General features: G+C 72.0%; 34 protein-coding genes. 17 read left to right on the top strand and 17 right to left on the bottom strand.

The features are described 5' to 3' along the window. Positions 1-42: 42 nt before the first annotated feature. From ACIBU0_RS42525 to ACIBU0_RS42460, 14 genes are all read left to right on the top strand, one after another. Complete coding sequence (locus ACIBU0_RS42525; RefSeq protein ID WP_398829794.1) at positions 43-678, top strand: hypothetical protein; 636 nt, start codon at positions 43-45, stop codon at positions 676-678. After that, positions 678-953, top strand: a complete 276-nt coding sequence (locus tag ACIBU0_RS42520; RefSeq protein ID WP_398829791.1) for a hypothetical protein — start codon at positions 678-680, stop codon at positions 951-953. Before ACIBU0_RS42525 ends, ACIBU0_RS42520 begins: the two co-directional genes overlap by 1 nt. Then, the gene (locus ACIBU0_RS42515) at positions 950-1,192 is read left to right on the top strand and encodes a hypothetical protein (RefSeq protein WP_398829788.1); all 243 of its coding nucleotides are present in this window, start codon (positions 950-952) and stop codon (positions 1,190-1,192) included. Before ACIBU0_RS42520 ends, ACIBU0_RS42515 begins: the two co-directional genes overlap by 4 nt. Beyond that, on the top strand, positions 1,189-1,446 hold the full coding sequence (locus ACIBU0_RS42510) for a hypothetical protein (RefSeq protein WP_398829785.1): 258 nt from the start codon (positions 1,189-1,191) through the stop codon (positions 1,444-1,446). Before ACIBU0_RS42515 ends, ACIBU0_RS42510 begins: the two co-directional genes overlap by 4 nt. After that, on the top strand, positions 1,443-2,105 hold the full coding sequence (locus tag ACIBU0_RS42505; RefSeq protein WP_398829783.1) for a hypothetical protein: 663 nt from the start codon (positions 1,443-1,445) through the stop codon (positions 2,103-2,105). The genes ACIBU0_RS42510 and ACIBU0_RS42505 overlap by 4 nt, the downstream gene beginning before the upstream one ends. Continuing rightward, on the top strand, positions 2,102-2,377 hold the full coding sequence (locus tag ACIBU0_RS42500) for a hypothetical protein (RefSeq protein ID WP_398829781.1): 276 nt from the start codon (positions 2,102-2,104) through the stop codon (positions 2,375-2,377). The genes ACIBU0_RS42505 and ACIBU0_RS42500 overlap by 4 nt, the downstream gene beginning before the upstream one ends. Beyond that, positions 2,374-2,835 (top strand): hypothetical protein, encoded by a 462-nt coding sequence (locus ACIBU0_RS42495; protein WP_398829779.1) that lies wholly within the window; start codon positions 2,374-2,376, stop codon positions 2,833-2,835. The genes ACIBU0_RS42500 and ACIBU0_RS42495 overlap by 4 nt, the downstream gene beginning before the upstream one ends. After that, entirely contained in the window at positions 2,832-3,002 is a 171-nt protein-coding gene (locus tag ACIBU0_RS42490; RefSeq protein ID WP_398829777.1) for a hypothetical protein, read from the top strand. The genes ACIBU0_RS42495 and ACIBU0_RS42490 overlap by 4 nt, the downstream gene beginning before the upstream one ends. After that, on the top strand, positions 2,999-3,667 hold the full coding sequence (locus ACIBU0_RS42485) for a hypothetical protein (RefSeq protein WP_398829775.1): 669 nt from the start codon (positions 2,999-3,001) through the stop codon (positions 3,665-3,667). The genes ACIBU0_RS42490 and ACIBU0_RS42485 overlap by 4 nt, the downstream gene beginning before the upstream one ends. Beyond that, positions 3,664-3,951: a hypothetical protein gene (locus ACIBU0_RS42480; RefSeq protein WP_398829772.1), complete on the top strand. Its 288-nt coding sequence runs from the start codon at positions 3,664-3,666 to the stop codon at positions 3,949-3,951. Before ACIBU0_RS42485 ends, ACIBU0_RS42480 begins: the two co-directional genes overlap by 4 nt. 82 nt (positions 3,952-4,033) lie before the next feature. Beyond that, positions 4,034-4,279 carry a hypothetical protein gene (locus ACIBU0_RS42475; protein WP_398829770.1) on the top strand — a complete coding sequence of 82 codons (246 nt, stop codon included), beginning with the start codon at positions 4,034-4,036 and terminating at the stop codon, positions 4,277-4,279. 163 nt (positions 4,280-4,442) lie between these two features. Continuing rightward, positions 4,443-6,470 (top strand): FtsK/SpoIIIE domain-containing protein, encoded by a 2,028-nt coding sequence (locus ACIBU0_RS42470; protein ID WP_398829767.1) that lies wholly within the window; start codon positions 4,443-4,445, stop codon positions 6,468-6,470. Then, on the top strand, positions 6,460-6,897 hold the full coding sequence (locus ACIBU0_RS42465) for a hypothetical protein (RefSeq protein WP_398829765.1): 438 nt from the start codon (positions 6,460-6,462) through the stop codon (positions 6,895-6,897). Before ACIBU0_RS42470 ends, ACIBU0_RS42465 begins: the two co-directional genes overlap by 11 nt. A gap of 81 nt (positions 6,898-6,978) precedes the next feature. Further along, the gene (locus ACIBU0_RS42460; RefSeq protein WP_398829763.1) at positions 6,979-7,434 is read left to right on the top strand and encodes a hypothetical protein; all 456 of its coding nucleotides are present in this window, start codon (positions 6,979-6,981) and stop codon (positions 7,432-7,434) included. A gap of 53 nt (positions 7,435-7,487) precedes the next feature. On the opposite strand, the gene ACIBU0_RS42455 is transcribed toward ACIBU0_RS42460, so the two are convergent. Beyond that, positions 7,488-7,730 carry a hypothetical protein gene (locus tag ACIBU0_RS42455; RefSeq protein ID WP_398829761.1) on the bottom strand — a complete coding sequence of 81 codons (243 nt, stop codon included), beginning with the start codon at positions 7,728-7,730 and terminating at the stop codon, positions 7,488-7,490. After that, positions 7,730-8,323: a hypothetical protein gene (locus tag ACIBU0_RS42450; RefSeq protein ID WP_398829758.1), complete on the bottom strand. Its 594-nt coding sequence runs from the start codon at positions 8,321-8,323 to the stop codon at positions 7,730-7,732. Before ACIBU0_RS42450 ends, ACIBU0_RS42455 begins: the two co-directional genes overlap by 1 nt. Before the next feature lie 232 nt (positions 8,324-8,555). Here ACIBU0_RS42450 and ACIBU0_RS42445 point away from each other — a divergent pair, with 232 nt between their 5' ends. From ACIBU0_RS42445 to ACIBU0_RS42435, 3 genes are all read left to right on the top strand, one after another. Beyond that, positions 8,556-8,759 carry a hypothetical protein gene (locus tag ACIBU0_RS42445; protein ID WP_398829756.1) on the top strand — a complete coding sequence of 68 codons (204 nt, stop codon included), beginning with the start codon at positions 8,556-8,558 and terminating at the stop codon, positions 8,757-8,759. Between the two features lie 87 nt (positions 8,760-8,846). Further along, positions 8,847-9,266 carry a hypothetical protein gene (locus ACIBU0_RS42440; RefSeq protein WP_398829754.1) on the top strand — a complete coding sequence of 140 codons (420 nt, stop codon included), beginning with the start codon at positions 8,847-8,849 and terminating at the stop codon, positions 9,264-9,266. Positions 9,267-9,477: 211 nt separating this feature from the next. Next, entirely contained in the window at positions 9,478-10,644 is a 1,167-nt protein-coding gene (locus tag ACIBU0_RS42435; protein ID WP_398829752.1) for a hypothetical protein, read from the top strand. Between the two features lie 102 nt (positions 10,645-10,746). On the opposite strand, the gene ACIBU0_RS42430 is transcribed toward ACIBU0_RS42435, so the two are convergent. The 15 genes from ACIBU0_RS42430 to ACIBU0_RS42360 all read right to left on the bottom strand — a co-directional run bounded on the left by ACIBU0_RS42430 (position 10,747) and on the right by ACIBU0_RS42360 (position 21,013). Then, complete coding sequence (locus ACIBU0_RS42430; RefSeq protein ID WP_398829750.1) at positions 10,747-10,965, bottom strand: hypothetical protein; 219 nt, start codon at positions 10,963-10,965, stop codon at positions 10,747-10,749. A gap of 41 nt (positions 10,966-11,006) precedes the next feature. Further along, the gene (locus ACIBU0_RS42425; RefSeq protein ID WP_398829748.1) at positions 11,007-12,023 is read right to left on the bottom strand and encodes a hypothetical protein; all 1,017 of its coding nucleotides are present in this window, start codon (positions 12,021-12,023) and stop codon (positions 11,007-11,009) included. 47 nt (positions 12,024-12,070) lie between these two features. Continuing rightward, positions 12,071-13,864: a hypothetical protein gene (locus tag ACIBU0_RS42420; RefSeq protein WP_398829746.1), complete on the bottom strand. Its 1,794-nt coding sequence runs from the start codon at positions 13,862-13,864 to the stop codon at positions 12,071-12,073. Between the two features lie 295 nt (positions 13,865-14,159). Next, positions 14,160-14,801 carry a hypothetical protein gene (locus ACIBU0_RS42415; RefSeq protein WP_398829743.1) on the bottom strand — a complete coding sequence of 214 codons (642 nt, stop codon included), beginning with the start codon at positions 14,799-14,801 and terminating at the stop codon, positions 14,160-14,162. A 335-nt stretch (positions 14,802-15,136) separates the two neighbouring features. Then, complete coding sequence (locus tag ACIBU0_RS42410) at positions 15,137-15,757, bottom strand: hypothetical protein (protein WP_398829741.1); 621 nt, start codon at positions 15,755-15,757, stop codon at positions 15,137-15,139. Positions 15,758-15,867: 110 nt separating this feature from the next. Beyond that, the gene (locus tag ACIBU0_RS42405) at positions 15,868-16,125 is read right to left on the bottom strand and encodes a hypothetical protein (RefSeq protein WP_398829739.1); all 258 of its coding nucleotides are present in this window, start codon (positions 16,123-16,125) and stop codon (positions 15,868-15,870) included. Further along, positions 16,122-16,706 carry a hypothetical protein gene (locus ACIBU0_RS42400; RefSeq protein WP_398829737.1) on the bottom strand — a complete coding sequence of 195 codons (585 nt, stop codon included), beginning with the start codon at positions 16,704-16,706 and terminating at the stop codon, positions 16,122-16,124. Before ACIBU0_RS42400 ends, ACIBU0_RS42405 begins: the two co-directional genes overlap by 4 nt. Further along, a complete protein-coding gene (locus ACIBU0_RS42395) occupies positions 16,703-16,879 on the bottom strand; it encodes a hypothetical protein (RefSeq protein WP_398829734.1) in 177 nt (58 codons plus the stop codon). Before ACIBU0_RS42395 ends, ACIBU0_RS42400 begins: the two co-directional genes overlap by 4 nt. Further along, positions 16,876-17,307 (bottom strand): hypothetical protein, encoded by a 432-nt coding sequence (locus tag ACIBU0_RS42390; RefSeq protein WP_398829732.1) that lies wholly within the window; start codon positions 17,305-17,307, stop codon positions 16,876-16,878. The genes ACIBU0_RS42395 and ACIBU0_RS42390 overlap by 4 nt, the downstream gene beginning before the upstream one ends. Beyond that, positions 17,304-17,657, bottom strand: coding sequence for an HNH endonuclease (locus ACIBU0_RS42385; RefSeq protein WP_398829730.1), 354 nt, complete (start codon positions 17,655-17,657; stop codon positions 17,304-17,306). Before ACIBU0_RS42385 ends, ACIBU0_RS42390 begins: the two co-directional genes overlap by 4 nt. Before the next feature lie 133 nt (positions 17,658-17,790). Next, entirely contained in the window at positions 17,791-18,384 is a 594-nt protein-coding gene (locus ACIBU0_RS42380; RefSeq protein ID WP_398829728.1) for a hypothetical protein, read from the bottom strand. 138 nt (positions 18,385-18,522) lie between these two features. Then, positions 18,523-18,897: a hypothetical protein gene (locus ACIBU0_RS42375; RefSeq protein WP_398829725.1), complete on the bottom strand. Its 375-nt coding sequence runs from the start codon at positions 18,895-18,897 to the stop codon at positions 18,523-18,525. Between the two features lie 83 nt (positions 18,898-18,980). Continuing rightward, complete coding sequence (locus ACIBU0_RS42370; protein WP_398829723.1) at positions 18,981-19,511, bottom strand: hypothetical protein; 531 nt, start codon at positions 19,509-19,511, stop codon at positions 18,981-18,983. A gap of 76 nt (positions 19,512-19,587) precedes the next feature. After that, a complete protein-coding gene (locus ACIBU0_RS42365) occupies positions 19,588-20,061 on the bottom strand; it encodes a hypothetical protein (protein WP_398829721.1) in 474 nt (157 codons plus the stop codon). A gap of 118 nt (positions 20,062-20,179) precedes the next feature. After that, complete coding sequence (locus ACIBU0_RS42360; protein WP_398829718.1) at positions 20,180-21,013, bottom strand: hypothetical protein; 834 nt, start codon at positions 21,011-21,013, stop codon at positions 20,180-20,182. Positions 21,014-21,188: the final 175 nt, after the last annotated feature.

The following is a 21,188-nucleotide window of genomic DNA, read 5'->3' as shown; positions in this document are numbered from 1 at the left end:
GGCTGGCCCGCCCTCCCGTACCTCGCTAGGAGATGCCCCTCCGTGAGCACCACGCAGAATCTGTCCATCCAGGTCTACGCCCCGGACGGCACCCCCATCCCGTCGACCGTGAGCCGGGAGCACCTGCTCGACCTGGCCCGCGGCGCCTACGAGCGCGGCGGCACCCACCTCACCCGCGGCGACATCGACATCGAACTCGCCGAAGCCGCCGACAAGGCGGCGTGTTCCCTCCTGCGCGACCGCTGGAACGACGACTTCCCCATCGCCGCCTACGTCGAGTTGCTCACCACCGTCGCGGCACTCCGGGCTGTCCTCGGGTTCGACCCGACGCCCACCGCCCGCGAGGTCACCGACTGGGCCGAGAAGCTGGGGGAGCGCCTGGGCGGTGAGATCGACGGCCCGGCGTCCCTCTCCTTCATCAAGTTCGCGAACGGCCCGTACAAGGGCGCCGTTCTGCGCGTCCCCGGCGCAGCCGACCAGGGCCCGGCGGCCGCCCTCACCCTCCCGATCGCCTGGGGCGACACCGCAGAACCCGGCCACGGAGAAGCCCGGTACGAGCGGGACGCCGAGGCGACGGACGAGGGCCTGTGGCTGTACCGGCTGGACGACGAGACTGTCCGGGAGGACGCCCGCCCGCACATCACTCTCACCGCCGAGTCCGACCAGGTCGGTGCGTGATGGCCAGGAACATCAAGGCAGATCACGGAGCCGTCTACCGGGCCGTCATCAACTGGACCGAGGTCCCGGAGAAGGGCGGCACGCCCCACACGGAGTACGAGGGGCCGTACGGGGAGCCGGGCGCCGCGCAGGGCCGGGTCACCTTCTGGGAGAACTACCTCCGCGACCCCGACACGGGCGAGACCCGGGCCTCGGGGCACGTCGAGGAGGGCACGATCACCTGGCAGCCCTACACGCCCCCGAGGAAGGCCAGCCGGAAGGGGGGCCGCGCGTGATAGCCCTGCTCTCCGCTCTCATCCCCTCACCGGCAGCGGACGCCGCGCACGACGCTGCGCACGAGACCGCGGCCCGGTTCCGGCAGGGCGCCTACTCCGTGACGTGCCCGACCTGCCACGTCCCGGCCGGCATGCTCTGCCTCGCCCGGCGCAGCATCCACGCCGCCCGCAGGGACCTGTACCGGCAGAACCCGAAGTCCGACGGCCTGGTGCCGCTCCTCGTGGGGCGTGGCCGATGACCACCACGGCGGCCGCGGCCGCGCGTCATGCCGCCGTCTGGGCCGGCCGCGCGGAGACCGCCCACGAGACGGCAGTGACCCGCCGGGCGAAGGGCCGCGAGTTGGAGTCCCAGCGCCTCAGCGCCGGGGCCCGCGACTGGTACGAGCGTGCCGAGGGCGCGGAGAAGCAGCGGGGCACCGCCGTGACCATGGCGAACATGTGGGCCAACGTCGCCGGCGTCCTGCACCTGGCCGAGGAAGGTGAACCGTCGTGACCGCTCTCGCCGTCGAGGCCCCGGCCGCACCCGAGTGGTCCGGCCGCCTCGTCGTACGCGCCGCTGGCCGTCCCCTGCTGCACATCGCCGAGGAGGGCGTCACAGCCCCCGCGGTGCCGGTCTTCACCGTGCCGTTGGAGTGCGTCCCTGACGCCGAGCAGGCACCAGGCGTACGGCCGTGGGACGGTCCGGTCACGGAGTCGGCCATCTGCCCGGCCTGCCTGCGCGCCCTACGCGGTGAGCCGGAGCCGGAGAAGCCCCGGATCGTCCCCGCGGGCGTCGCCGAGGAGCTGCCGGTTCCCGCCCCTGCGCCGGATCCGCGCGGCCGCCACCTGCGCGCCGTCCCGGACCCGGTGACGTACGCCGAGGCGCCCCTGCCCGCCGAGCACGCGGGCCGCCCGATCACCTGGTCCAGGTGGACCAAGGCCCCCGTCATCACCCACCACGACCCGTCGTGCGAGTGGTGCGGCGACGCGGGCCCCGGCGAGATGGCCGGCGGCCGCCAGGGACACCCGGCGTCCACGACCGTCCCCTTCCGCCGGTTCATCGCCTACCGGTGCACCGCCTGCCAGGAGATGACTGCCTACGAGCAGGTCGGGAGCGACCTCCAGACCATCGCCCACCACAAGTCGCGCGCCCCGAAGGACTGCAACCGATGACTGCCACCGTCGCCGAAGCCCCCACCCTGCCCGAGCTCGAGCAGCGCCTGGCCCTGGTCGCGTGCGGGGAGAACACCCGACCCGGGAAGACCCGGGCCTGCGACTCCTGCCGCAGGAAGGGCCAGACCCTGCTCCGCATCACCTCCACCGGCGCCGTCGACGCCCTCGCCGCGGCGATATGCGGCACCGGCGACCGCCGAGTCAAGACGTGCGAACCGTGCAGGCAGAAGGCCGTGCGGATGATCCGCATCTACAACGGGGAGACCGAGTGACCACCGCCATCGCCGCCCCCTCGAAGACCGCCGCGGCCATCTTCGACCTCGAGGGCGGGCTCATCGACGTCTCCGCAATCCACGGCCTGGCGAAAGACGCCTCCCGGTTCCACTCCGCGATGCTCGAGTGCCCGCCCAACCTCGAGGTCGTGGCCGACGCCCGAATCGCCCACCAGGCCGGGAAGACCGTGCTCGTCATGACGGGCGGAGACCGGCGCCTGGAGCAGCTCGTCATCACCTGGCTCAACCTGCACGGCGTGCCCGCGGCCCTGCTCCTGATGCGGAGCCGCCACGACTACCGGCCGAGCGCCGTGGTGAAGCGGGAGCGGCTGCGCGCCGCCCACCGCCAGTTCGAGGGCCTCACCGTGTGGAGCGCCGACCCGAGCGTCGCCCGCCTGTCCGAGCAGGACGGCATCAACGTTGTGCCCCTGCCCGGCTACTGGGGGGACACCCAGTGACCCGGGTCTCCGTGTTCCTGGCGCCCGTCGGCACCTCACCCACCGTGGCCGACGCCTGGACGCACGTCGGATACGCCGAGGACGTCGTGCTCGAGGTCTCCGAGGCGCGGCCGCACCCGACGACCGACCAGTGCCCGCGGACCGAAGCCATTGAGGAGCCGCGGTGACGCGCCCAGGGAACCACGAGATCGCCCCCGAGGAGCTGTCCGAGCTGCTCGGGGGCGAGCTGCCGTCCACGCTGCCGCTCGAGGGCTGGCGCACGATGACACTGCACTGCCAGGTCGACGCGATCGGCCGGTCCGACCGGCACGAGGACCTGGTGCAGCTCGAGGTGTCGTTCCCGCCTCCGAAGCCGCCTGCCCCACCGTGCCGCCGCTGCCGCGGCCGCGGCGTGATCCCGGACTTCTCCCAGTGGGACAGTTATCACGGGGAGCCGAAGCCCGTACCGTGCCCGGAGTGCACGGGCGAGGTGACCACCTGCAGCGCGACCATGCTGCACGCCGTGGCGGGCCGGGTCTCCTGCGGGCGGCCGGTCGGTCACTACGAGCCGCAGGTCATGCCGGTACGAGAGCACCCCGGGGGCTGGCATCAGTCGGAACCGGACCGGGACGGCACGCGGTACATCTGGAACGACATGTACGACGCGGCGACCCCGCACGGGGCGGACCCGCTCGCGCCGGCCGTGCCGCGGCCGTTGCAGCGCGTCAGGCTCACATGCCCGACGTGCGGGCCGACGATCCTGGAGGACCACCCCCGTCGCCCGGGGACCTTGCGGTGCGCGAACTGCAAGGAGCACCTGGCGCGCGGACGCCTCGAGGAGGATGCCTCGTGAAGGGCATTTACCACCTGGTCTCGTCCGGCGCGCTCGACGACCCCAGACCGTGGCGCGTCCTGAGTTGGAGCGAGTCCCAGGCGATGCGCACGGACGAGACCGCGTGGCTCGAGGCGTGGAAGCGGGTGCACCAGGTGCGTCCCGTCATCGCGTGGCAGTCGTGGCCGCAGGAGCTGGCCCGGGACTGGCTCGGTCTGGACTGCCCGCCGCTCCCTCCCCCTCTGCCGGAGAACGTGCGCGCTCTCCTGGAACAGGCAAGGCCGCTCCTGGTTTCGGGTCACTGAACCCGTTTTTCTCACCGAGAACTTCCACTCTCACCGAAAGATCAGGCACAATGAGGGCTGTATCTGATCTAGAGGGGGGACGATGGCGGAGCGAGACGCCCCGCGGAAGCTACGAGTGACCTTCGAGTTCACGATTCCGCCCGGCACCCCGACCAACGTGCGCACCAACAGGCGCAATGCGGCCGTGGACGCCATGAAGACGGCCGTCACGGCAATCGCCGCGCGCGAACTGCCGCCGGAGACGTCGATGACTGTCCGGGACGAGTGGGCGTACGTCTGGAAGGACACGACCACCGAACCGGTCACGCTCGGACCCGAAGCACCGTAGGACCCCTGCCGGCCCCGGCCCCGCACAACAACCGAAGACCTGGCGTCATGGCCAGACCCGGCGGAGAGCAACCGCCGAAACCAACGAACGAAGGAACGCCCCGATGCCCTCGCGCACAGCCGTCTGCCGTCCCGTCACCTCCCCCGTCTCGAGGTGACGTGACGTGTTTTCGACCAAGGACAAGTCCGATCACGTCACCTCGGCCGCAGAAGCCGCCTACGAGGCCTTCGCCGCTACCAGGACCTCACGTCGTGCCCGGATGCTGCGCGCCGCCTGCTCGGTGCTGCAGCGCCGCGCCCCGTACTTCGCCCCCGGCGCCGGTGCCGTCGCGTGGGGCGGCTGGATCTACACGGAGGCCTGGCTCACGGACCCGAGTTGGCAGGAGCCGGTGGCCTACGGCGCGACCGGCATCCTCGTCGGCGTCGTTACCGGCGGCGCTGCCGTCCTCGGTATCCGGCAGCCCGCCGCGTTCCCCGCGTTGTACGGCGGCACGGTGGCCACGGGCACGCTGCTGTGGTCGTCGTGGCAGGTCATAGCCCCCTCGCTGCCCGGCGCCGCCATCGGCCTCGTCGGGGCCGCCGCGGCGAGCTTCCCGTTCTGGGGGTGGCTGGCCAAGCACCGCCTGGACCGGGACAAGCTCGAGGCCAAGGCCGCGAAGAACGCGCCGCCGAAGGTGGACCTGGTCCTGGCGCCCGACGACGTCGCCGGCGCGCTGGAGGCCACGGGGACGCCGGGCGCGGCCCTGGAGCAGATGCTCCGGCACCCGGACGGGTCCTGGACCGCGATCCTGTCCCTGCCCGTCGGCGTCAGCCCGCGGGACATCGCGAGCAGCGCCCTGCGCGTCTCGCGCCTGGAGGCTGCGCTCCGTCTGGCGCCCGGATGGACGCTCGAGGTCGTCGACGGCGGCGCCTCGCACCACCTGATCGTCACCGCTCGACCGCCCGCCCCCGAGGTCGTCGTCGAGCTCCCCACGCACCACCCGCTCCTGGACGAGCTGGAGGAGTGGGATCCGTGGCAGCCGCTCCTCGCCGCGATCGACCGCGAGACGGGGGAGGAGGTCTACCTGCATCTCCTCGCCCGCGCGGGCATCCTGGTCGCCGGTCTGCAGCGCATGGGCAAGTCCGTGCTGCTGTCGGTGATCGTCGCCCACCTGGCCCTGACCCGGGCCCGGTTGATCCTCGTCGACGGCAAGCTGGTCGAGTTGTCCATGTGGGCGCCGCTGTGCCAGTACGAAGACGACTTCGTCGGCCGCGACCCGCTCGCGTTCCTCGCCAAGCTGCTCGAGGTCCAGCGGGAGATTGACCGGCGGTACGCCAAGCTGGTTCGGGAGAACCGGACGAAGGCGGAGCCGGACGATGGCTGGGAGCCGATCGCCCTCATCGTCGACGAGCTCGCCACGTTCATCGACATCCCGGACCGAAAGCTGCGAGCACAGATCATCTCGGTGCTCCGAGACGTGCTCTCTCGCGGCCCGGCCTGCCTGGTGCCGGTGGTCGTCGCGACGCAGAAGCCCCAGGACAACGTCATCCCGTCGCAGATCCGCGACGTGTGCGGCCAGAAGGTCGCGCTCGCCACCACCACGCCGGAGATGACCGAGACCATCCTGGGCCGCGGCTGGGTCAAGAAGGGCGCCGACGCTCACGACTACGGCGAGAAGGACAAAGGTCGGGCGGTCCTTCTGGAGGACGGCTCGCGGCCCCGGCGGGTGCAGACGTTCCCGTTCGAGCCGCCGGAGCGTCACCAGGTCATCGACCGCGCGCTCGAGCTGTGGCCCGAGCGCCCCGGCGCCCGGGTGCCGCTGCCCGATATCGACGACGACGCGGACCCGCGGCCGGAGCCGCCCACCCCCCGAGGCCCCGGCGGAGGAGGGGGCGGAGGCGGAGGCCGGCCCGTGCTGCGCGCCGTGCCCACCTACCCGGACGGCTCCCGGATCGAGGAGAACCGGCTGGAGATGTGGCAGGCCCTGGAGAAGGCCGGGCCCGAGGGCCTGACCAAGGGCGAAGCGGTCCGCATGGGGATCTGCAATCACCACTCGACCATCACCCCCTGGCTGAACCAGTGGCTCGCCCAGGGCTGGGTGGAGGAGTCCGGCAAGCGCGACCGCTCCGTCGTGTTCGTCCTCTCGGCCCCCCAGTACACCCCCGTCGCCGAAGCCCCCGTCGACAGCAAGGAGAACGCCCGTGTCCAGTAAGCATGTGATCCCGGCGGGCGCCCAGCAGCCGATCGCGGGCTTCGTCGAGCTCGGCGACGAGCACGACCCGATCGTGCACGTCCAGGACCCGTACGACCCCAACAAGTCCGTCGCGGTGCGCCGCTCGGCCCTGCAACCGACCGCGCCGACCCCGGCCCGGGACCTGACCCCGCAGCCGCTCATCGACCCGCTCGCCGCGCGGATGTTCGGCGGCGGCGTCGGTGGTGGCGTCCTGGGGTGGGGCGCCGGACAGTTCCTCGCCGGGGCGAGCCAGCTCGTCAGCGCGATGACGGGCGTGGGCAGCGCGGCCGCGGCGATAGCGCTGCTGCTCCTCGCGTGGAAGATGGCTCCCTCGAGCCAGGCCGGGAAGTCGGTGCACATCACGAACATCAACCGGTGGGGCGGGCGTTCCTCCACGCGCGCGTGACCTGCCGGATCCAAGGGCCCTGGCCGCCGGCCGGGGCCCTTGTCGTGTCCGTGTCGGCACGGCGTGCGATGATCCCGCGTCATGGGGAGACACATCTGGGGGAAGACGGTCGGCGCGCTGGTCCTGGGCGCGACCGTGGCGGCCGCGAGCGGCTGCAGCAGCTCGAGTGACGACGCGAAGCCGGCGGCCGCCTCGTCGCCGAAGACGGTGAGCGTCGCGGACGCGACCACCGAATTCCAGGACATGGTCACGAAGTTCGACGAGGACGGCGGCTGCCTCGAGAAGGAGCCCGGCACCTGTTGGGAACAGATGCAGGCGCTCGTCCAGCCTGCCCGCGGCCTGCGCAAGGCCATGCGCGCGGAGAAGTCCGTGGGGCCCGAGTTCTGGACGGAGGCGTACGCGCTGATCGACAAGATGGAGGCCGGAATCGCCGTCGGCCGCGACCGCGGCGCCACGGCCATCGACACCAACCGGCCCGACGTGCTCGGCAGCGCCCACGATCTGTCGGACTGGCTGGACGAGAACCCAATCTCGTAGGCGAGAACCCACAGCAGGGGCCCCGTACGGCGCGTACGGGGCCCCTGTGGCGTCTACGAGCGGGGAAGCCCCCTGCGGCCCGAGTCGGGCCTGTCGGTGCGCTCCACGGTCACCTGGGGACCTTGACGGTCAGCGAGGAGCAGTTCGAACACGACGCGTTCTCCGGGGCCGCGCTTGCTCAGTTCTCGGGTGCCGCTCACCACGAAAGCGGGGTGTGCCCGGAGCAGGGGCATCAGCGCCTCCAGGAGGGCAGTCACCTCTCCGTCGTCGTCGCTCATCACGCGGACCTGCGCCATCAGCCGCTCACCTCGACGAGCTCGCCGAGGACGATCCGCATGCGGTCGGCGGTGCAGCCGCAGGGGAGCCGCAGGTAGACGACCTCGACGGGCTCGCCCTGGTCGTCGGAGAGCATGCCCTGCATGTAGTTGAACTCCCGGCCCGCGCACGAGGGGCACGGGGGTTCCTCGTCGTAGTCGTCCTCGTCGTACAGGCCGTCATCCATGTCCGGGTCCGTGTGCGGCCACCCGCAGCCTTCCGGGTCGTGCTCGGCCCGCCCGCAGCCCTCGCAGACGGAGCACACCACCTCGATCAGGAGCGGGGGCCGGCCGCCGTCGGACGGCTGGGCGAAGGTGCGCCCCTCGGCGTCGAGGCCTGATCCCTCGCAGGAGTCGCAGGGGCGGGCGTCGCCCAGGTCGGGCGCGGGGAACGGCACGTACAGGTACTCGGGGAGCAGGAACCGGCTGGGGTTGTCCGCCGCGGTGTCCGTCGGCTGATCGGCCGGCTTGCGGGAGCTGCGGAGCCGGGCGAGAGCGGCGCTGTACGGGATGCCCTCCTGGGCGGCCAGTTCGCGGGCGCGGCGCTTGAGGTCGTTGCTGACGTGCCGTGACATGTGAGTCTCCGAGGCAGGCCCCACGCCGCCCGCCGCAGGTGTCAGGGCAAGGGCGATCCGTCACGGGCCCTCGCCGGGGTGCGCCCGGGTGCCGGTAGCCATGTCCGGCGAGCCTTCGACCGTGGTGCCGTCGCTGCGTGGGAAGCGGATCGGCGGTCTGTGCGGCGTGTCTCCACACTTTGGTGCGGGGCCAGCGTAGCCGCATACCAATACATACCGCTAGATTCCTGGCATGGCTGAACTGCAGCAACTCCAGTACGTGGGCGGTCCGTTCGACGGCGGGAAGGCGCCGGACGACTTCATCGACCGCATCGACATGCGCTCCCCGGCCGGTAGCGGGGCGTACGTCCTGACCCGGGACGAGGAGACCGACACCCAGGTCTACGTCTGGGAGCCAGAGAAGTCGGAAACCGCAGGTCAGCAGGCCTCTTCGTGAGGCCGCGACACTAGCGTCGACCATCGCGCACTCTTCGCCGGCTGCCTCACCCGGGGCAGCGTTTTCGAGAGCACGAAGGAAGTGCGCATGGCTGCAACCTCTTGGACCCCGAAGCTCACCAACGTCGCCGGCACTGACGGGACGACCAGCTCGGGCAAGTACGTCGAGGCGAACGGCGTCTGCACGTTCACCGCGCAGATCAACGCGAAGAAGGAGACGGCCGCGGCCTCCAGCGCGGGGTTCGGTCTGACCCTGCCGGTACCGGCCGCGGCTGGTATTCGCTACGCGTTCCAGGTCAGCCTCGACGGCCGCGACGCCGACAACGGCGTCTGGACCGGTGAGGCCGTCATCTACGCCGGATCGGACGGCACGAAGATCGACCGCCTGCGCGTCACCAGCGGCGCGAACGGGGCCGCGGTGCTGCCCATCGAGCATCTCTACGGCGACGCCGAGGGCGCCGTCAACGCGGAGATCATCACCGTCACCGGCTCGTACCCGACCGCCTGACGCAGGGGCACCCCAAGAACTCGAGGGGGCCGACGGACACATTCCGTCGGCCCCCTCGGGCGTTCCCGGGATTGATTCGATCCCATCTCATCCCATCTCATCTCGTCTCTGTGATGAGTTGAGATGGGATGAGATGGGATCGGTTAGGGACGGGTGGAGACCGTGGTAGAACGGGCCCTCGTACGTCCGCAGCGGACCAGGAGCGAAGTCCATGAGCGAGCCCACCGCCGATGCCCCGGCCGGGGAGAGCGCAGACCAAGAGACCTGCATCTTTCCGGGGTGTGGAGCGCCGCGAGAGCCGAAGAAGGACCCGAAGGCCCCCGGCCCGGCGCCGAAGTTCTGCGAACGCGAGGACCACAACGGGGGCGCGAAGTGGCGGTATGAGCGGAGCCTCGCCGCGAGGCAGGCAAGGGAGACAGGCGCCCCAGAGGAGCCGGTGCCCGACAAGCCCGTGACCGACTCCGCGGCCGACGCGGTCAACGTGCGGGAGGACATCGTCCGTCTCCTCACGCAGCTCCCCGCGTCCCTCGAGCGCTACGTCGGTCTGCTGCAGACGGTCACGGACCCGGAGGCCGCTGAGGCTCAGGTCCTGGCCGTGGAGAGCCAGGCCAACACCCGGATCGCGGCGGCCGACGCCCGCGCCGACGCGGAGCGCAACACGAGGATCGCCGCGGTGAAGGCGAAGGAGGCGGCCGAGGAGGAGAGGGCGGCCGCCGATCAGGCCGCGGAGCAGATGCAGCAGGAGCTCGAGGCAGCCCGCGCCCAGTTCCAGGCGGACGTCGAGCGGATCACCGCGGAGGCCAACGCCCAGGTCGAGGCGGCGCAGGCCTCCGTGGAGGAAGCACGCGCGGAGGCCAAGCGCCTGGTCGAGGAGGCGCGACAGCTCACCGAGACCCACGTCAACGCCGCCCGCCAGGGCGCGGCCGACGAGATTGCCGCGATCCGGAAGCAGACCGCGGAGGAGGTCCGCGTCGCGGAGAACGCCGCGGGGGAGGCCCGGGTCGAGGCCGAGCGCCAGGTCGCGGAGATGACCACGACGCTCGAGCAGGCGCAGGCCGCCGCGGCGGCGCAGGTCGAGGAAGCCAACACCAAGGCCGCGGCCGCGGAGGCGCGCGCCAACGAGGCCGAGGAGAACGGCCGGCAGGCCCTGCGGAGCGCGGAGGCCATGGTGCAGGCGGCGAAGGAGGCGGCCGAGACGGTCCAGGCCGGGTTGCGGGCCGAGCTCGAGCGGGCGAACACCGCCCTGGACAGGAAGGACCGCCGGGTCGACGAGCTGCGCAACGAGCTGGACGGGTTGAAGGACCAGCTCCGCGCCGCGGAGGACCGTGCACGCGTGGCCGAGGAAGCGCTGCGCGCACGGGACGACGCGACGGAGTAGTTGGCCGGAACACCGACTTCCCCCACCTCTGGGGCGTACGGTGGTCGCAGAGGAGCCCGGTACCGCATCCCCCGTCGGTACCGGGCTCCTCTGTGTGCTGGGTCAGTCGGTGGCGTAGTCGTGCCGGATCTCGTCGCCGCGGCCGGCGATGGTGTCGGCGGCCCGCTCGAGCGCGGTGGCGAACGGGTCGTCTGCCGTGGCGATCCCGTCCCGTAGGTACTCGTCGACGGTCTTGCCCGCGGCGGCCGCGGCGAGCTGCACCTGATGCCGCTCGGCGGCCGTGAGCGGCGCTGTAAGGGCCTGGGCCTGGTCGACGTCCATGCCGGGACCGTATCAGCGCCCTGGGGGCCGCCAGGGGCCGTCTACGCAGTGATCTCCGCGGCCTGGTGCTGCGCGAGGAGGGTGCGGCGCATCGTCTCCCACCTGGTCGGCACCAGGTTCTCCTCCGGCACTCCGGCGGCGTCTTGTTTCACCTGCACGGCGTCGGCGACCTTCTTGTACCACTTGCTGATGCCGCGGCGGTGGATCGGGACGCCGGCGTCGGGGTTCGGCGGGGCGGACAGCCACAGGTGCCGGGGCACGCCGCCCTGCAGGCGGGTGATCAGCCTGGAGCGGCGGTCGAGCCAGTCGTCCAGGCGGCGGCGGGTGTCCTCGCTGAGCTCCCAGGTCTCCGGCTCGGGCATCTTGCCGCGGAGGCCTCCCTGGGGCTGGCGGATGAGCGTGAGCGTGCGCGGGGTGTCGGCGATGACGGTGAGGTCCTCGAGGAGCATGGACTCCAGCTCGCCCAGACGCGGCAGGACGTCACACATGACGCCCCACATGGCCAGGCCGCGGACGATGACGTCGGGCCGGTCAGCCTCCGTCCAGTGGCTGGCCTCGTCCTCGAGGTGGTCGGTGATCAGCTTCGCCATGTTCGGGCAGACGGTTGGCCGCAGACGCCACGGGGGCAGGTCAGGCGCCTCGAAGGGGAGACGGGCCTGTTCGGCGATCCGCTCGAGGCAGAAGATCCGGATCCGCTCCGAGGTGTCGTAGCTGGTGGGATCCGTGGCCACTATCGGCGCGCTGCGCAGGTAGCCGCCGCGGCCGTACAGCAGGTACGCGTGCACGGCGTCCGGGGCCAGGAGGTCGGCGAGGGAGTCGCCGGCGCTCTCGGTCAGGCCCAGGGGGAGCGCCAGGGCGAGCTCGCGCGCGACCCACTCCAGTTGCTGCATGCGGGAGTCCGAGACGACGTCCTTGTTGCCGCGGTTGACGGTTCGGAACGTGTCGAGGATCCGCTCGAGCTGGTGGAGAGCGGGGGCCGGGCTGGGCACGGCTTGGAGGGCGACCGCGGGCGTCACGGGGTCGCCGCTGGCGCTGAGGTGGCGGGCGGTCGAGTTCATGGCACTAGATATTGCCCTGTACCCGCGGTAGCGGATGCAGTGAACGCCTAGTTGAGCAGGCCGCGGCGGCGCGGAGGGTTGATCGGCTCCGGCTCGTACACGGTCAGCAACGCCGCATCGGCACGGTCCGGGGACTTCATGCCGCGCTGCTTCATCGCCTTCTTCGACTCGACAACGCTGTATCCGGCGCTGTTGGAGCCCAGGCGGGGGGTGGAGAGCTGGATGCCGGTCTGCCGATCGACGCGGAGGCGGAGTCGGCCCAGGCCGGTCGACGGGTCCGGCTGCAGCAAGCCGCGGGTGGCGAGCCACATCTCGTCGCGCTTGCGGTACGGCCGCATCTGCGCGCCCGGGTCGTCCTGCTCGGGGGACTCGGACACCATGACGCCGACGATCTGCGCCTGGTGGCGGCCGGTGTCGGCCCAGCGCTTGAGCATGGACACCACGCCGTGGCCGATGCCGTTCTGGTCGACTTTGACGCGCACGGCGTGCGGGGAGCCAATGGCGTCGGCCAGGAGCTGCGCGGCCTTGATCTCCTCGAGGACCTTCTCGGCGAGGAGGACCTGGTCGTCGTTGATGGTGCCGGAGGAGCAGTAGCGGGTCTCGATGACATCGCCGACGATGCGCGCGATGACGAACTCATCGCCGCCGTCCGCGGCAACGTCAACGCCGAGGCGGACCCAGGCGCCGTCCTTCACGGTGTGGGTGGCGGTCTCCTTCTCGATGCCGAGGTCGCACAGCCGGCGCCATCCGGGCCCGGTCGGGTCGTCGCTGGTCTGGGCTGCCTCGACCCAGGTCACGGGGATGGTGAGGCCACCTCCGCCCTTCGGGAACTTCGCGTGCACCTTCGCGATGACGTACGGGTGATCGGGCCCGTACTCGCGGATCGTGCGGTCGATCCACTCCTGGTCGGGGAGGTGGATGGCAAGGGAGTGCGGGGGCACGCCGTCCGGGCAGTCGTTGCAGTACGGGACGCGCTCCTTGGTGATGGCCGGGGAGGCGAACGTGGCGATGGGGATGGTGACGGTGGACGGCTCCTCGGGGTCCTCGCCCTCCTCGCACAGGCCCTCGAACCAGCTTCTGGGGTCGTCCATGGCGGGGTTGCCGATGGCCAGCATCCTCGCGTCACCGGTGAGCAGGTTGTTCGTGCCGTTGCCGATCGTGCGGGCGATACCGCCGGCCTCGTCGACGACGATGAGGAGCTTGGGCGTTCCGTGGATGCCCTGCATGGCCGCTTCGTCGTTCTCGGGCGCGGTGAAGCCGTACGCCACGATGACGTCGTTGCCCCACTGATCAGGGATTTTCCACTGGGTCGTGTCGCAGTAGCCGGGCAGGCCCGCGCGGGCGACGGTCTTGCGGATGTGCGGCCACAACTGATTTCGGACCTGCCGGAAGCGGGTCGCGGTGGTGACGATGACCATGGTGCCGGGGGCGTTGACGGACCCGGCCCAGGCGACCAACCTGCCCGCGATCCAGGTCTTGCCGACGCCGAACCCGGCGGGCACCGCGACGCGCTTGTGGAAGGGGACCGCGTCGACGATCTCGCGCTGGCGCGACCAGATCGACTCTCCGAGGACGTCCTCGATGAAGCCGGAGGGCGTGTCGTGCCACAGGCCGTACATGGAGCCGGTGGCCCGCTCGACTTCCCGCATGACGTACGGCCGCTCGCGGGCGCTGATGTCGTGCTTGAAGGCGTGGCGGCGGGTGGCGGCGGGGGCGCGCAGCAGGATGTCGGCGACGTTGGAGGCGTCTCGGGAGACGACTCCTGGCCGGCGCGCCCTTTGCAGCTCCTCGCGGTCGGGGGCGACGCGGGAGCTCGAGGGCGGGTTCTGCGTGCGGGACATGGGCGGGAAGGTGCCGCCCGGGGGGATCTAGTGTCGCGGCCTGGCCGATCGGTCCATGCCCAGACCGTCGGCCAGGCCGCGAGGTTCCGGCAGCCGCATGAACAACGTGTCGCCCGCTGCCTGTCAGGGGTGACGCCCGTGCCGGAAGTCTGTGCCGGGGGCGGCCCCGCTCCGGGGAGGTGGAGCAGGGGCGCCCCCGGTCTTCGGGGGGGTGTGGCCGGAGTGCCTTCCCCGGGGGGATCTCGGGGTCGGAGGGCCAGCCGCACCCTGTAGTACGTCGGGGGGCCGGATCTTGTTACAGGTCGCGGAGGAAGGCCCGCGGGGCGGCCGCCTGAGCGCGGAAGATCCAGCGCTCCAGGTCCGACCAGGTCGGGCCGAGACCGTACAGGCCGCCCCTGCGAGGGGCCGGGACCAGCCCGGTCATCTTCAAGGGCTTGCCCTTGGCCACCCATTCGGCGATGGCCTCCTTGGCGCGCTTCTCCAGGTCGGCACGCTCCTGGGGCGTGAGGGAGACGGGCTTGAAGGCGTACACGGCGGCGCCCTGGCCCTTGCTGTTGACGTCCCAGCCGAGGGCGACCTCGAGGCGCTGGGCCTGCCGGACGAGTTCGTCCAGGGCTCGGATGGTGGAGCAGCCGGGGCATTCGCAGTCGACCGCGGGCGCGGCGGCCTCCGTGGACTCGGCGGCCGGTGCGTCCTTGGCTGCGGGGGCGTTGAAGTTCGCGACGAGGTCCTGCTCCTCCTCGGCGCGGAGTATGGCCCGCCGGAACAGCTCGACCTCTCGTTCCTCGGCCAGCTTCTGCTCGACGGTGAGCTGGTACCAGTGCGGCAGCTCCCGGCCTTCCCCTTCGGCGATGAGGCGCCTCACCTCGTAGTAGTTGCGGGTGAGGTTCGGCGGGAGCATGGTGCGCCGGGGCTTCGGGGCATGCGAGGTCGTCATGCAGGGGGGAACGCCGGGCCGCAGGATTCTGTGACACCCCTCCCCCTGCTGCCGCTGCTGCGCCTGTCGGCGCTCGAGCGCTAACAGGCCCCGATACGCGCCGATGCCTGAGCGAAGCGAAGGCATCGGAACTTACTTGATGGTGGTACTTGATCTTCTTACTAAAGGGGCCCAAGTCTCCGGCACCCGGTTCTGCGGCGCCCCAGAAACCGGCGACCGGAAAACGGTCTCCGGTGACCGGGGACCAAAAACCGGTCCCCGGTGTGACCAGCGCTGACGCAACAAGAAGACCGGCCCCCGTGTTGCTGGGGCCGGTCTCGGTGGAACGGGCGGTGCTACAGGCCTCGGCGCCGGCGGGCCGCGGCCCGCTGCTTGTAGACCAGGTTCCGGTCGACGCCGGCGTGCTCGGCGATCTGCTCGGGCTTCCAGTTGTAGGGCTTCTCCGAGAGGGCGAACACCGCCTCCTGCATGAAGCGCACAGCGACGTCCCGGCGGGCCCGCGCGGCGTAGACGAGCGGCGCGGTCTTGAGGAGCTTCTCCTCGGCGCCCTCGACCCGCTCGATGCCCGCAGCCTCGGCGGCCTGGGCGAGCTCCTCGCCCGAGCCGGTCGGCAGCTCGTGGACGTGCTTCTTGTTGCCGAACATCATCGTGGCGAGCGCCTGCCGGTAGCCCATGTTCCCCAGGCCGGCGGTCTTGGCCAGGCCGAGACGCTGCTCGTAGAACCACAGGTGCGCGAGCGCCTGGTCCCGCTCGTCGAGGTGGAGCGCGACCTCGGCGTCGACCTGCTCGAGGATGCGGGCCGCCTTCACGACCAGGTCCTCCGGGCGGGCGTGGACTGCGTCCTCGGGACGCTCGAGACCGAGATCCTTGAGGACCTGCCGCTCGGCGTCCTTGCTGATCTGGTCGTAGTTCGGGGCCGGGATGCGCGGGCCGTATTCCTTATTGGCCTTGGGCATGGTGGCTGTTCTCCGTCCAACTTCGGCGCGAGTCGTGCGCCGTAGCGGCGACTGGGGCAACCCCATGCCGCCGCATCGACGGGAATAGTACACCAAGGGAAATCCCCTTGTCAGGGATGCTGCTCCGGCACAGGCACCGACCTGCAGCGGAGCGCGGCGAACGCAATGCCGCCCAGGACCAGGACGTAACCGGCTCCGTCGTTCACGACCGTCTGCCCGGGAGCTGGGTTCCCCGGGGTGTCGGTCGTCGCGATCCGCCCGAAGCCCAGGTTCGGGCCCTGCGGGATCCGGGCGGCCCACAGCCGGACCGGGCCCAGGCGCAGGGAGCGCGGCGAGCGAATACGGCGCTGCAGCGTGACGCGGGTCATGAACGGCTCTCCTTCTGCAGGGCCTTGAAGGCGGCTTGCGAGCGCTTGTACGCAGGCCACTCGCTACGCGGCACGAGGGAGAACGCCCCGACGACGACGGGCCCGAGGACGACCTCGAGGCCTGCGATCTTCGCGTTCCGTCCCTCGCCATGGGTCGCCCAGGCGATGCCGAAGATCAGGGGCGGCGCCGCGGGCGTGACCGGCCAAACCCCGGCGGTGAACCGGCCGAGGTCGACGAACCGCGGCCGGCGGACGCTCGTCACCAGCTCCAGGGCAACGAACACGACCGCCGTGGCCGGGGACACGTACAGCCACAGCAGAAGGGCGATCGGCCCGTGCAGGAGTGCCCACGGCGCGAGGAGCCGGGCGATCTTCTTGAGCCGCGCCCGCTCCGGCCGGTGGAACCACACGGTGCCAGGGAGCACCGTGATGCCGTTCGGGTCCTCGTCGGTCCAGGACCAATGCCGGTCGTACGTAGGGGTCGGGGAAGCCTCGTGCGGGCCGTCGTGCTTGGCCAGGCGTTGGCACTGGACGCCGACGGCGAAGCACGACCAGGTGGTGCACTGGCGTCGGCGTCTCATCGCCGCCCCCAGGAGAACAGGAAGTCCAGCAGGCCCTCGAGGCCGCCCTCGAAGACGTCGGCGATCCACCCCGGCCCGGATCCCTTCGGCGCGCGGCCGCGGCGGGCGCGCTTGCTGGACTTGAGCGGGACGTACGCCTCTCGGCCTCGAGCGGCCCACAGCCGGCGCCTCATCGGGCAGCCTCCCCGTGGTGCGCCCGATGCGCGCGCACCTGGGCGCGTGTGGCGAGCTTGGCGAATATCAGCGTGCGGGAGGCGACCGTGACGGTGAAGCCGATGCGGGTGCGGTTGCCGCTGAACGCCCAGCCGGTCGACACAGGCACGCGCCGGACGGTTCGCCAGCCTCCGATCGTGTACCGGCCGAACCGGTGGCCGAAGTCGCGATACCAGCCGCCCGTGGCGTGACACGGCTTGTCCGGGCCGCAGAACACGCCAAGAGCGGCGGTGAACCCCAGGAGCGTCGCGGCGAAGCCGATGATCCTTTCGCGGCCGTCGACCTGGTAGCGGATGGCCTTCGCGTGCAGGCGGTACTTGCTGCGCCACCCGGCGAGGTACCACTGAGCGGTCAGGGGGAAGACGCGGGCGGGGCTGGGGGCGGTCATCGGGCGGCCGCCACGGTCGTGGAGCGCACGCCGTCCGGGGTGAGCCGATACTCGCGGCCGTCGGCGTACATCACCAGGACCTCGCTGGGGAGCTGCGGCCGGCGCACCTTCCACCCGCGCTCGTAGGACTCCCTGGGGTTGTCCTCGAACCAGCCGTTGCAGACGGTGCACACGAGGAGCAAGTTGTGGGCCTGGTTGATCCACTCCTCCCGGGCGCCGCCCATGCCGCGGTTCACGCGGTGGTGGATCGTGAGGTGGTCCCGCGTTCCGCAGCGCACGCAGGCGCCGCCGTCGCGGTCGTGGACGAGCGCCTTCACCACATCGGTGGGGCCGGTTCGTCGTCGTGCCACAGCACTGGTCTCCTCGCCTGCCCCGGGCGCCGGACCGAGTCGTTCACGGTCCTGGTGGGCGCGCTCCGGAGCGAGGCGGGGAGAGTGGACGGGGGCCGCGGCTTACGTCGCGTGCATCGTCTGGCCCGCGGCTTCACCCGTGCGCGGCGCGCCCCAGGTGGTGGAGGACCGGCCCGGCCGGAGCCTCCAGGTACTCGGCGAGGTACTCGGCCCGCTCGCGGCTGATGACGGCCGCGGGCAGGGTGTCCGGGGCGGCGCCGGCGGAGAGCTCGGGGAGGCCCGTGGCGAAGAACCCCATGTGCCGGTAGTCCAGGCCCCGCACGCGGCTGAGGAGGAGCTCGGCCGCGGCGCCGTTCCACGGGCCGACGGTGTGCAGCGGTGACATGGCGCGGTACGAGAAGTGCATGCGGCTGGACACGGCGTCGAGGCTGGTCCGCGCGACCAGGGGCCGGGTGTCGCGGATACGGCCAGGGGTCAACGGCAGGGCCGGGTCGTCGGCGGCATGCTCCACGAAGTCGGCCACGAAGTCCCGCACGGGCTCCAGGTCGCGGATGGTTCCGCCGTACAGCGGGGCGGCGACACCGCGGAGTCGGCGGGGCCGCTCGTCGACGGTTCGGGTCAGGCCCCGCATCCAGACGCGGATCCCGCTGTCGAAGGCGTGGGCGAAGACGAGCTCACCACCCTCCGAGACGGGCGCGGCGAGGACGTACGTAGGGGTGGACGGCATCGAGGGGATCTCCTCATGGGCGGCGGACGAGCGCGGCCGCGGACCCGGGCGCGCACGATCAGCCCGGTCGGAACGGGCTGTATCCCCGCCGCTGCGGGGCCCAAGAGGGGGAGTCCGACGAGGTCTCCGCCCGGAAGCCTACCGAGGGCGTGGGGCGGTGCGCAGGTGCTGCGGACCGAAGAACTCGAGCTCCCGGCCGGCCGCCGCGGCGTCGAGGCCGCGGAGAACGTCCTGGGCGAACCCGCCGGGGGTGTCGGCCCACAGCCGATAGGGGGTGCCGTGTCGCAGGTACGACAGGACCAGCAGGTCGACCACGACGGCGTCGTCGTAGCGGGCGAGGGTGGCCCGGCGCACCGGCGCGGGGGCCGCGGCCAGGCGCTCGTGCTGCTCCGAGCGGATGAGCCACTCAGGGATTCCCGTCGTCCGGGTGCACAGGCCGGAGTCGACGATGTTCCGGGCGCGGACGGCAAGCGAGGCGATCCGGGTACGGGGCGGCGCAACGGTCGTGACCATGGCCGCGGACCGTAGGCACGGGCCCGCTTAGCGTCGCGCTGTGAGGTGACGTGACGTGAAACGGCAGCTCAGGCCGCGTCACGTCACCTCGCGAGGCGGGCGAACAGGCTGCGCCCGGCCGGGCGGCGCAGCCCGAAGTGCCGTTCGGACTCGGCGTCGAGGTACTCCCGGCACGCACGCAGGAACGGCATCGACAGGCCGCGGACGGACTCGTCGACGGGGCCGGGCGGGGCGTGCAGGTCCAGGCCGCGGACGAGCCGCTCGCACTCGTCGCGGAGCTGCTGCGCGGCGGCCTGGACGTGCGGGCCGCCGTCGAGGAGCACCGCACCGTGGCGGTGCCCGAGGGTCTGGAGGTGCTCGTACGCCGCCACGCGCTGGGGCTGTCGGGCCGCCGGGGGCAGGGCGGGCCACGTCTCGAGGATGTGGCTGATCTGGTCGGCGGGCTCGGCGAACTCGGCGTAGGTCGCTGCCCGCCGCTGGTGGGTCTGACGCCAGGCCGACCCATCCGGCACGGGCTGGGCCGGGGCCGCGCCGGCGCGCACCAGGAAGCGGGCGGCGACTCCGCCCGCGGCGGTGACGGCGAACGCGGCGACGAAGGCGGTGGTGGCGTCCATGCCGCCAATTCTGCCGGGCAGGTGAGGTGACGCGATACGGATCCGGGGCACCACGTCACCTCTCCTCCTGCCGGGGTCAGGCCGCGCGGTGCTCGGCGAGCGCCTGCTCGAGCTCGTCGAGGATCGTCACGATGTCGTCGATCTTCACGTAGGCGATCCCGAAGGTGACGGTCCCGTCCTCGTGGACCTCGAACTCGTACTCCGCGTACGTCTGCTCGTCCTCGTAGTGGTAGGTGCCTGGCTCAGCCTCGGCGAACCCGCCGGGGCCCTCGTCGAACCAGTCGGCGCCCCACGTCTCCTTCATGGCCTTGCCCACTGCGGCCTTGGGGACACGCTCGAACTCGATCGTGGCGCGCCCGTGGTCGTCGAGGCACACCTTCCCCTCGCCCTCCCCGTCCTTCTGCCAGCGCAGGGTGGGGCCGAAGCACTGGCACTTCTGGGCTGGGGTCAGGGCGGGGAACGCCGCGGTGAACGCCTCCTGCGCGGCGAGCTGCTGGTCGCCCCACGACATTTGCCAGTCGTGCATGGCCTTCATGACGTGCGGTTGCACGCTGCTCCCTTCCGCCCGGGGCGCGGGGCCACCCGGCGGCGGCCGCGGGGCGCGCCCAGGGCGGGGCGCACCCTGCACGGTGTGGAGGTTTTGTGTCCGCTCCTGGGTTACCGGGCAGTCACTGGGCGCCGGCCGGGGAGGTCACGCCGTCGCACGACTCGTACAGCGAGAACCACTCCTCCGGCTCGTCGGTCGTGCCGCCCAGGGCGACCAGGCGGCTCGGGCCGTACGCGCTATCGGCGAGCCACGTCAACGCTCCGCGCATGTCCGGGTCGGCGATCCGGTCCGCGTCGGCGACGACGGCGACGTACTGGTGAAGTCCGCCCATGCCGTCCGCCGTGGTGTTCCACACGGCGAACGCCATGATGCGCTGCGGGCCCTCGAGGTCGTCGGCCCACCACGCGCCCCGCCGCAGGTCGAGGCGGCCGGGCAGGCTGGCGTTGTCGATGAACCGGGCCAGGATGCGCCACACGCTCGCCGACGTCGCCCGGTAGGGGGTGACCGAGACGGCGAGCCGGGGCCCGTCGCCGAACGGGCGGGGGCAGGACACCAGGGCCGTCCACGCCAGGAGGACCGCGGCCGCCGTGTGGTTGTCGATGCCCGGGATGCGGGCGGCGATCCGGCGGGCGTCCGGGTCGGCGACGGCGTCCAGGGCGGCGCGCAGCTCCTCGTCGAGGGTCAGGCCGAGGACGTCGACGGCGAACCCGCTGGGGGTGTCCCGCCACAGCTCGTACGCGCTGCCGGTGTGCCGGTCGAGGGCGACCATCACGTCCAGGAGGACGGCGTCGTCCAGGGCGGCGACGTGGGTGAGCCGCTCGTCGACCGGCAGGTTGAGCAGCCGGTGGGCGAGCTCCGCCGACTCCACGGCCGGCTGCACGATCCGGTGCGGGCGGTTGGCGGTCCGGGCCTGGGAGGCGAGCGCGGCGCAGCGCGTGAGCGGGATGTACGTCATGGGCGCGCACCGTAGAGAGCGCGGGTGCTTGCGTCGCGCCCCAGCGGGGCCCCGGGCCTGCCATGACGAGGGGCCCCGCGCGCGGTGTCCACGGGGAGGCGGTCACGCGTCACCGGGCCCAACGAACCGGGGTGGTCCCGGGATACGGCTGCGCCCCGGCCGGGGAGTCGTCCGG

The organism is Streptomyces sp. NPDC049627, assembly GCF_044465645.1.
Lineage (GTDB): Bacteria > Actinomycetota > Actinomycetes > Streptomycetales > Streptomycetaceae > Streptomyces.
The sequence above is the reverse complement of the archived record's forward strand: the minus strand, read 5'-3'. Positions and strand labels throughout refer to the sequence as shown.

Excerpts from the sequence above, each read along its gene's own strand:
- ACIBU0_RS42390 (WP_398829732.1), bottom strand. The coding sequence starts at position 17,307 with ATGACCGCCCCCAGCCCCGCCCGCGTCTTCCCCCTGACCGCTCAGTGG.
- ACIBU0_RS42370 (WP_398829723.1), bottom strand. The coding sequence starts at position 19,511 with ATGGACGCCACCACCGCCTTCGTCGCCGCGTTCGCCGTCACCGCCGCG.
- ACIBU0_RS42405 (WP_398829739.1), bottom strand. The coding sequence starts at position 16,125 with ATGACCCGCGTCACGCTGCAGCGCCGTATTCGCTCGCCGCGCTCCCTG.
- ACIBU0_RS42500 (WP_398829781.1), top strand. The coding sequence starts at position 2,102 with ATGACTGCCACCGTCGCCGAAGCCCCCACCCTGCCCGAGCTCGAGCAG.
- ACIBU0_RS42445 (WP_398829756.1), top strand. The coding sequence starts at position 8,556 with ATGGCTGAACTGCAGCAACTCCAGTACGTGGGCGGTCCGTTCGACGGC.
- ACIBU0_RS42400 (WP_398829737.1), bottom strand. The coding sequence starts at position 16,706 with ATGAGACGCCGACGCCAGTGCACCACCTGGTCGTGCTTCGCCGTCGGC.
- ACIBU0_RS42435 (WP_398829752.1), top strand. The coding sequence starts at position 9,478 with ATGAGCGAGCCCACCGCCGATGCCCCGGCCGGGGAGAGCGCAGACCAA.
- ACIBU0_RS42440 (WP_398829754.1), top strand. The coding sequence starts at position 8,847 with ATGGCTGCAACCTCTTGGACCCCGAAGCTCACCAACGTCGCCGGCACT.
- ACIBU0_RS42410 (WP_398829741.1), bottom strand. The coding sequence starts at position 15,757 with ATGCCCAAGGCCAATAAGGAATACGGCCCGCGCATCCCGGCCCCGAAC.
- ACIBU0_RS42380 (WP_398829728.1), bottom strand. The coding sequence starts at position 18,384 with ATGCCGTCCACCCCTACGTACGTCCTCGCCGCGCCCGTCTCGGAGGGT.
- ACIBU0_RS42415 (WP_398829743.1), bottom strand. The coding sequence starts at position 14,801 with ATGACGACCTCGCATGCCCCGAAGCCCCGGCGCACCATGCTCCCGCCG.
- ACIBU0_RS42360 (WP_398829718.1), bottom strand. The coding sequence starts at position 21,013 with ATGACGTACATCCCGCTCACGCGCTGCGCCGCGCTCGCCTCCCAGGCC.
- ACIBU0_RS42395 (WP_398829734.1), bottom strand. The coding sequence starts at position 16,879 with ATGAGGCGCCGGCTGTGGGCCGCTCGAGGCCGAGAGGCGTACGTCCCG.
- ACIBU0_RS42475 (WP_398829770.1), top strand. The coding sequence starts at position 4,034 with ATGGCGGAGCGAGACGCCCCGCGGAAGCTACGAGTGACCTTCGAGTTC.
- ACIBU0_RS42510 (WP_398829785.1), top strand. The coding sequence starts at position 1,189 with ATGACCACCACGGCGGCCGCGGCCGCGCGTCATGCCGCCGTCTGGGCC.
- ACIBU0_RS42450 (WP_398829758.1), bottom strand. The coding sequence starts at position 8,323 with ATGTCACGGCACGTCAGCAACGACCTCAAGCGCCGCGCCCGCGAACTG.
- ACIBU0_RS42425 (WP_398829748.1), bottom strand. The coding sequence starts at position 12,023 with ATGAACTCGACCGCCCGCCACCTCAGCGCCAGCGGCGACCCCGTGACG.
- ACIBU0_RS42375 (WP_398829725.1), bottom strand. The coding sequence starts at position 18,897 with ATGGTCACGACCGTTGCGCCGCCCCGTACCCGGATCGCCTCGCTTGCC.
- ACIBU0_RS42520 (WP_398829791.1), top strand. The coding sequence starts at position 678 with ATGGCCAGGAACATCAAGGCAGATCACGGAGCCGTCTACCGGGCCGTC.
- ACIBU0_RS42420 (WP_398829746.1), bottom strand. The coding sequence starts at position 13,864 with ATGTCCCGCACGCAGAACCCGCCCTCGAGCTCCCGCGTCGCCCCCGAC.
- ACIBU0_RS42430 (WP_398829750.1), bottom strand. The coding sequence starts at position 10,965 with ATGGACGTCGACCAGGCCCAGGCCCTTACAGCGCCGCTCACGGCCGCC.
- ACIBU0_RS42460 (WP_398829763.1), top strand. The coding sequence starts at position 6,979 with ATGGGGAGACACATCTGGGGGAAGACGGTCGGCGCGCTGGTCCTGGGC.
- ACIBU0_RS42455 (WP_398829761.1), bottom strand. The coding sequence starts at position 7,730 with ATGGCGCAGGTCCGCGTGATGAGCGACGACGACGGAGAGGTGACTGCC.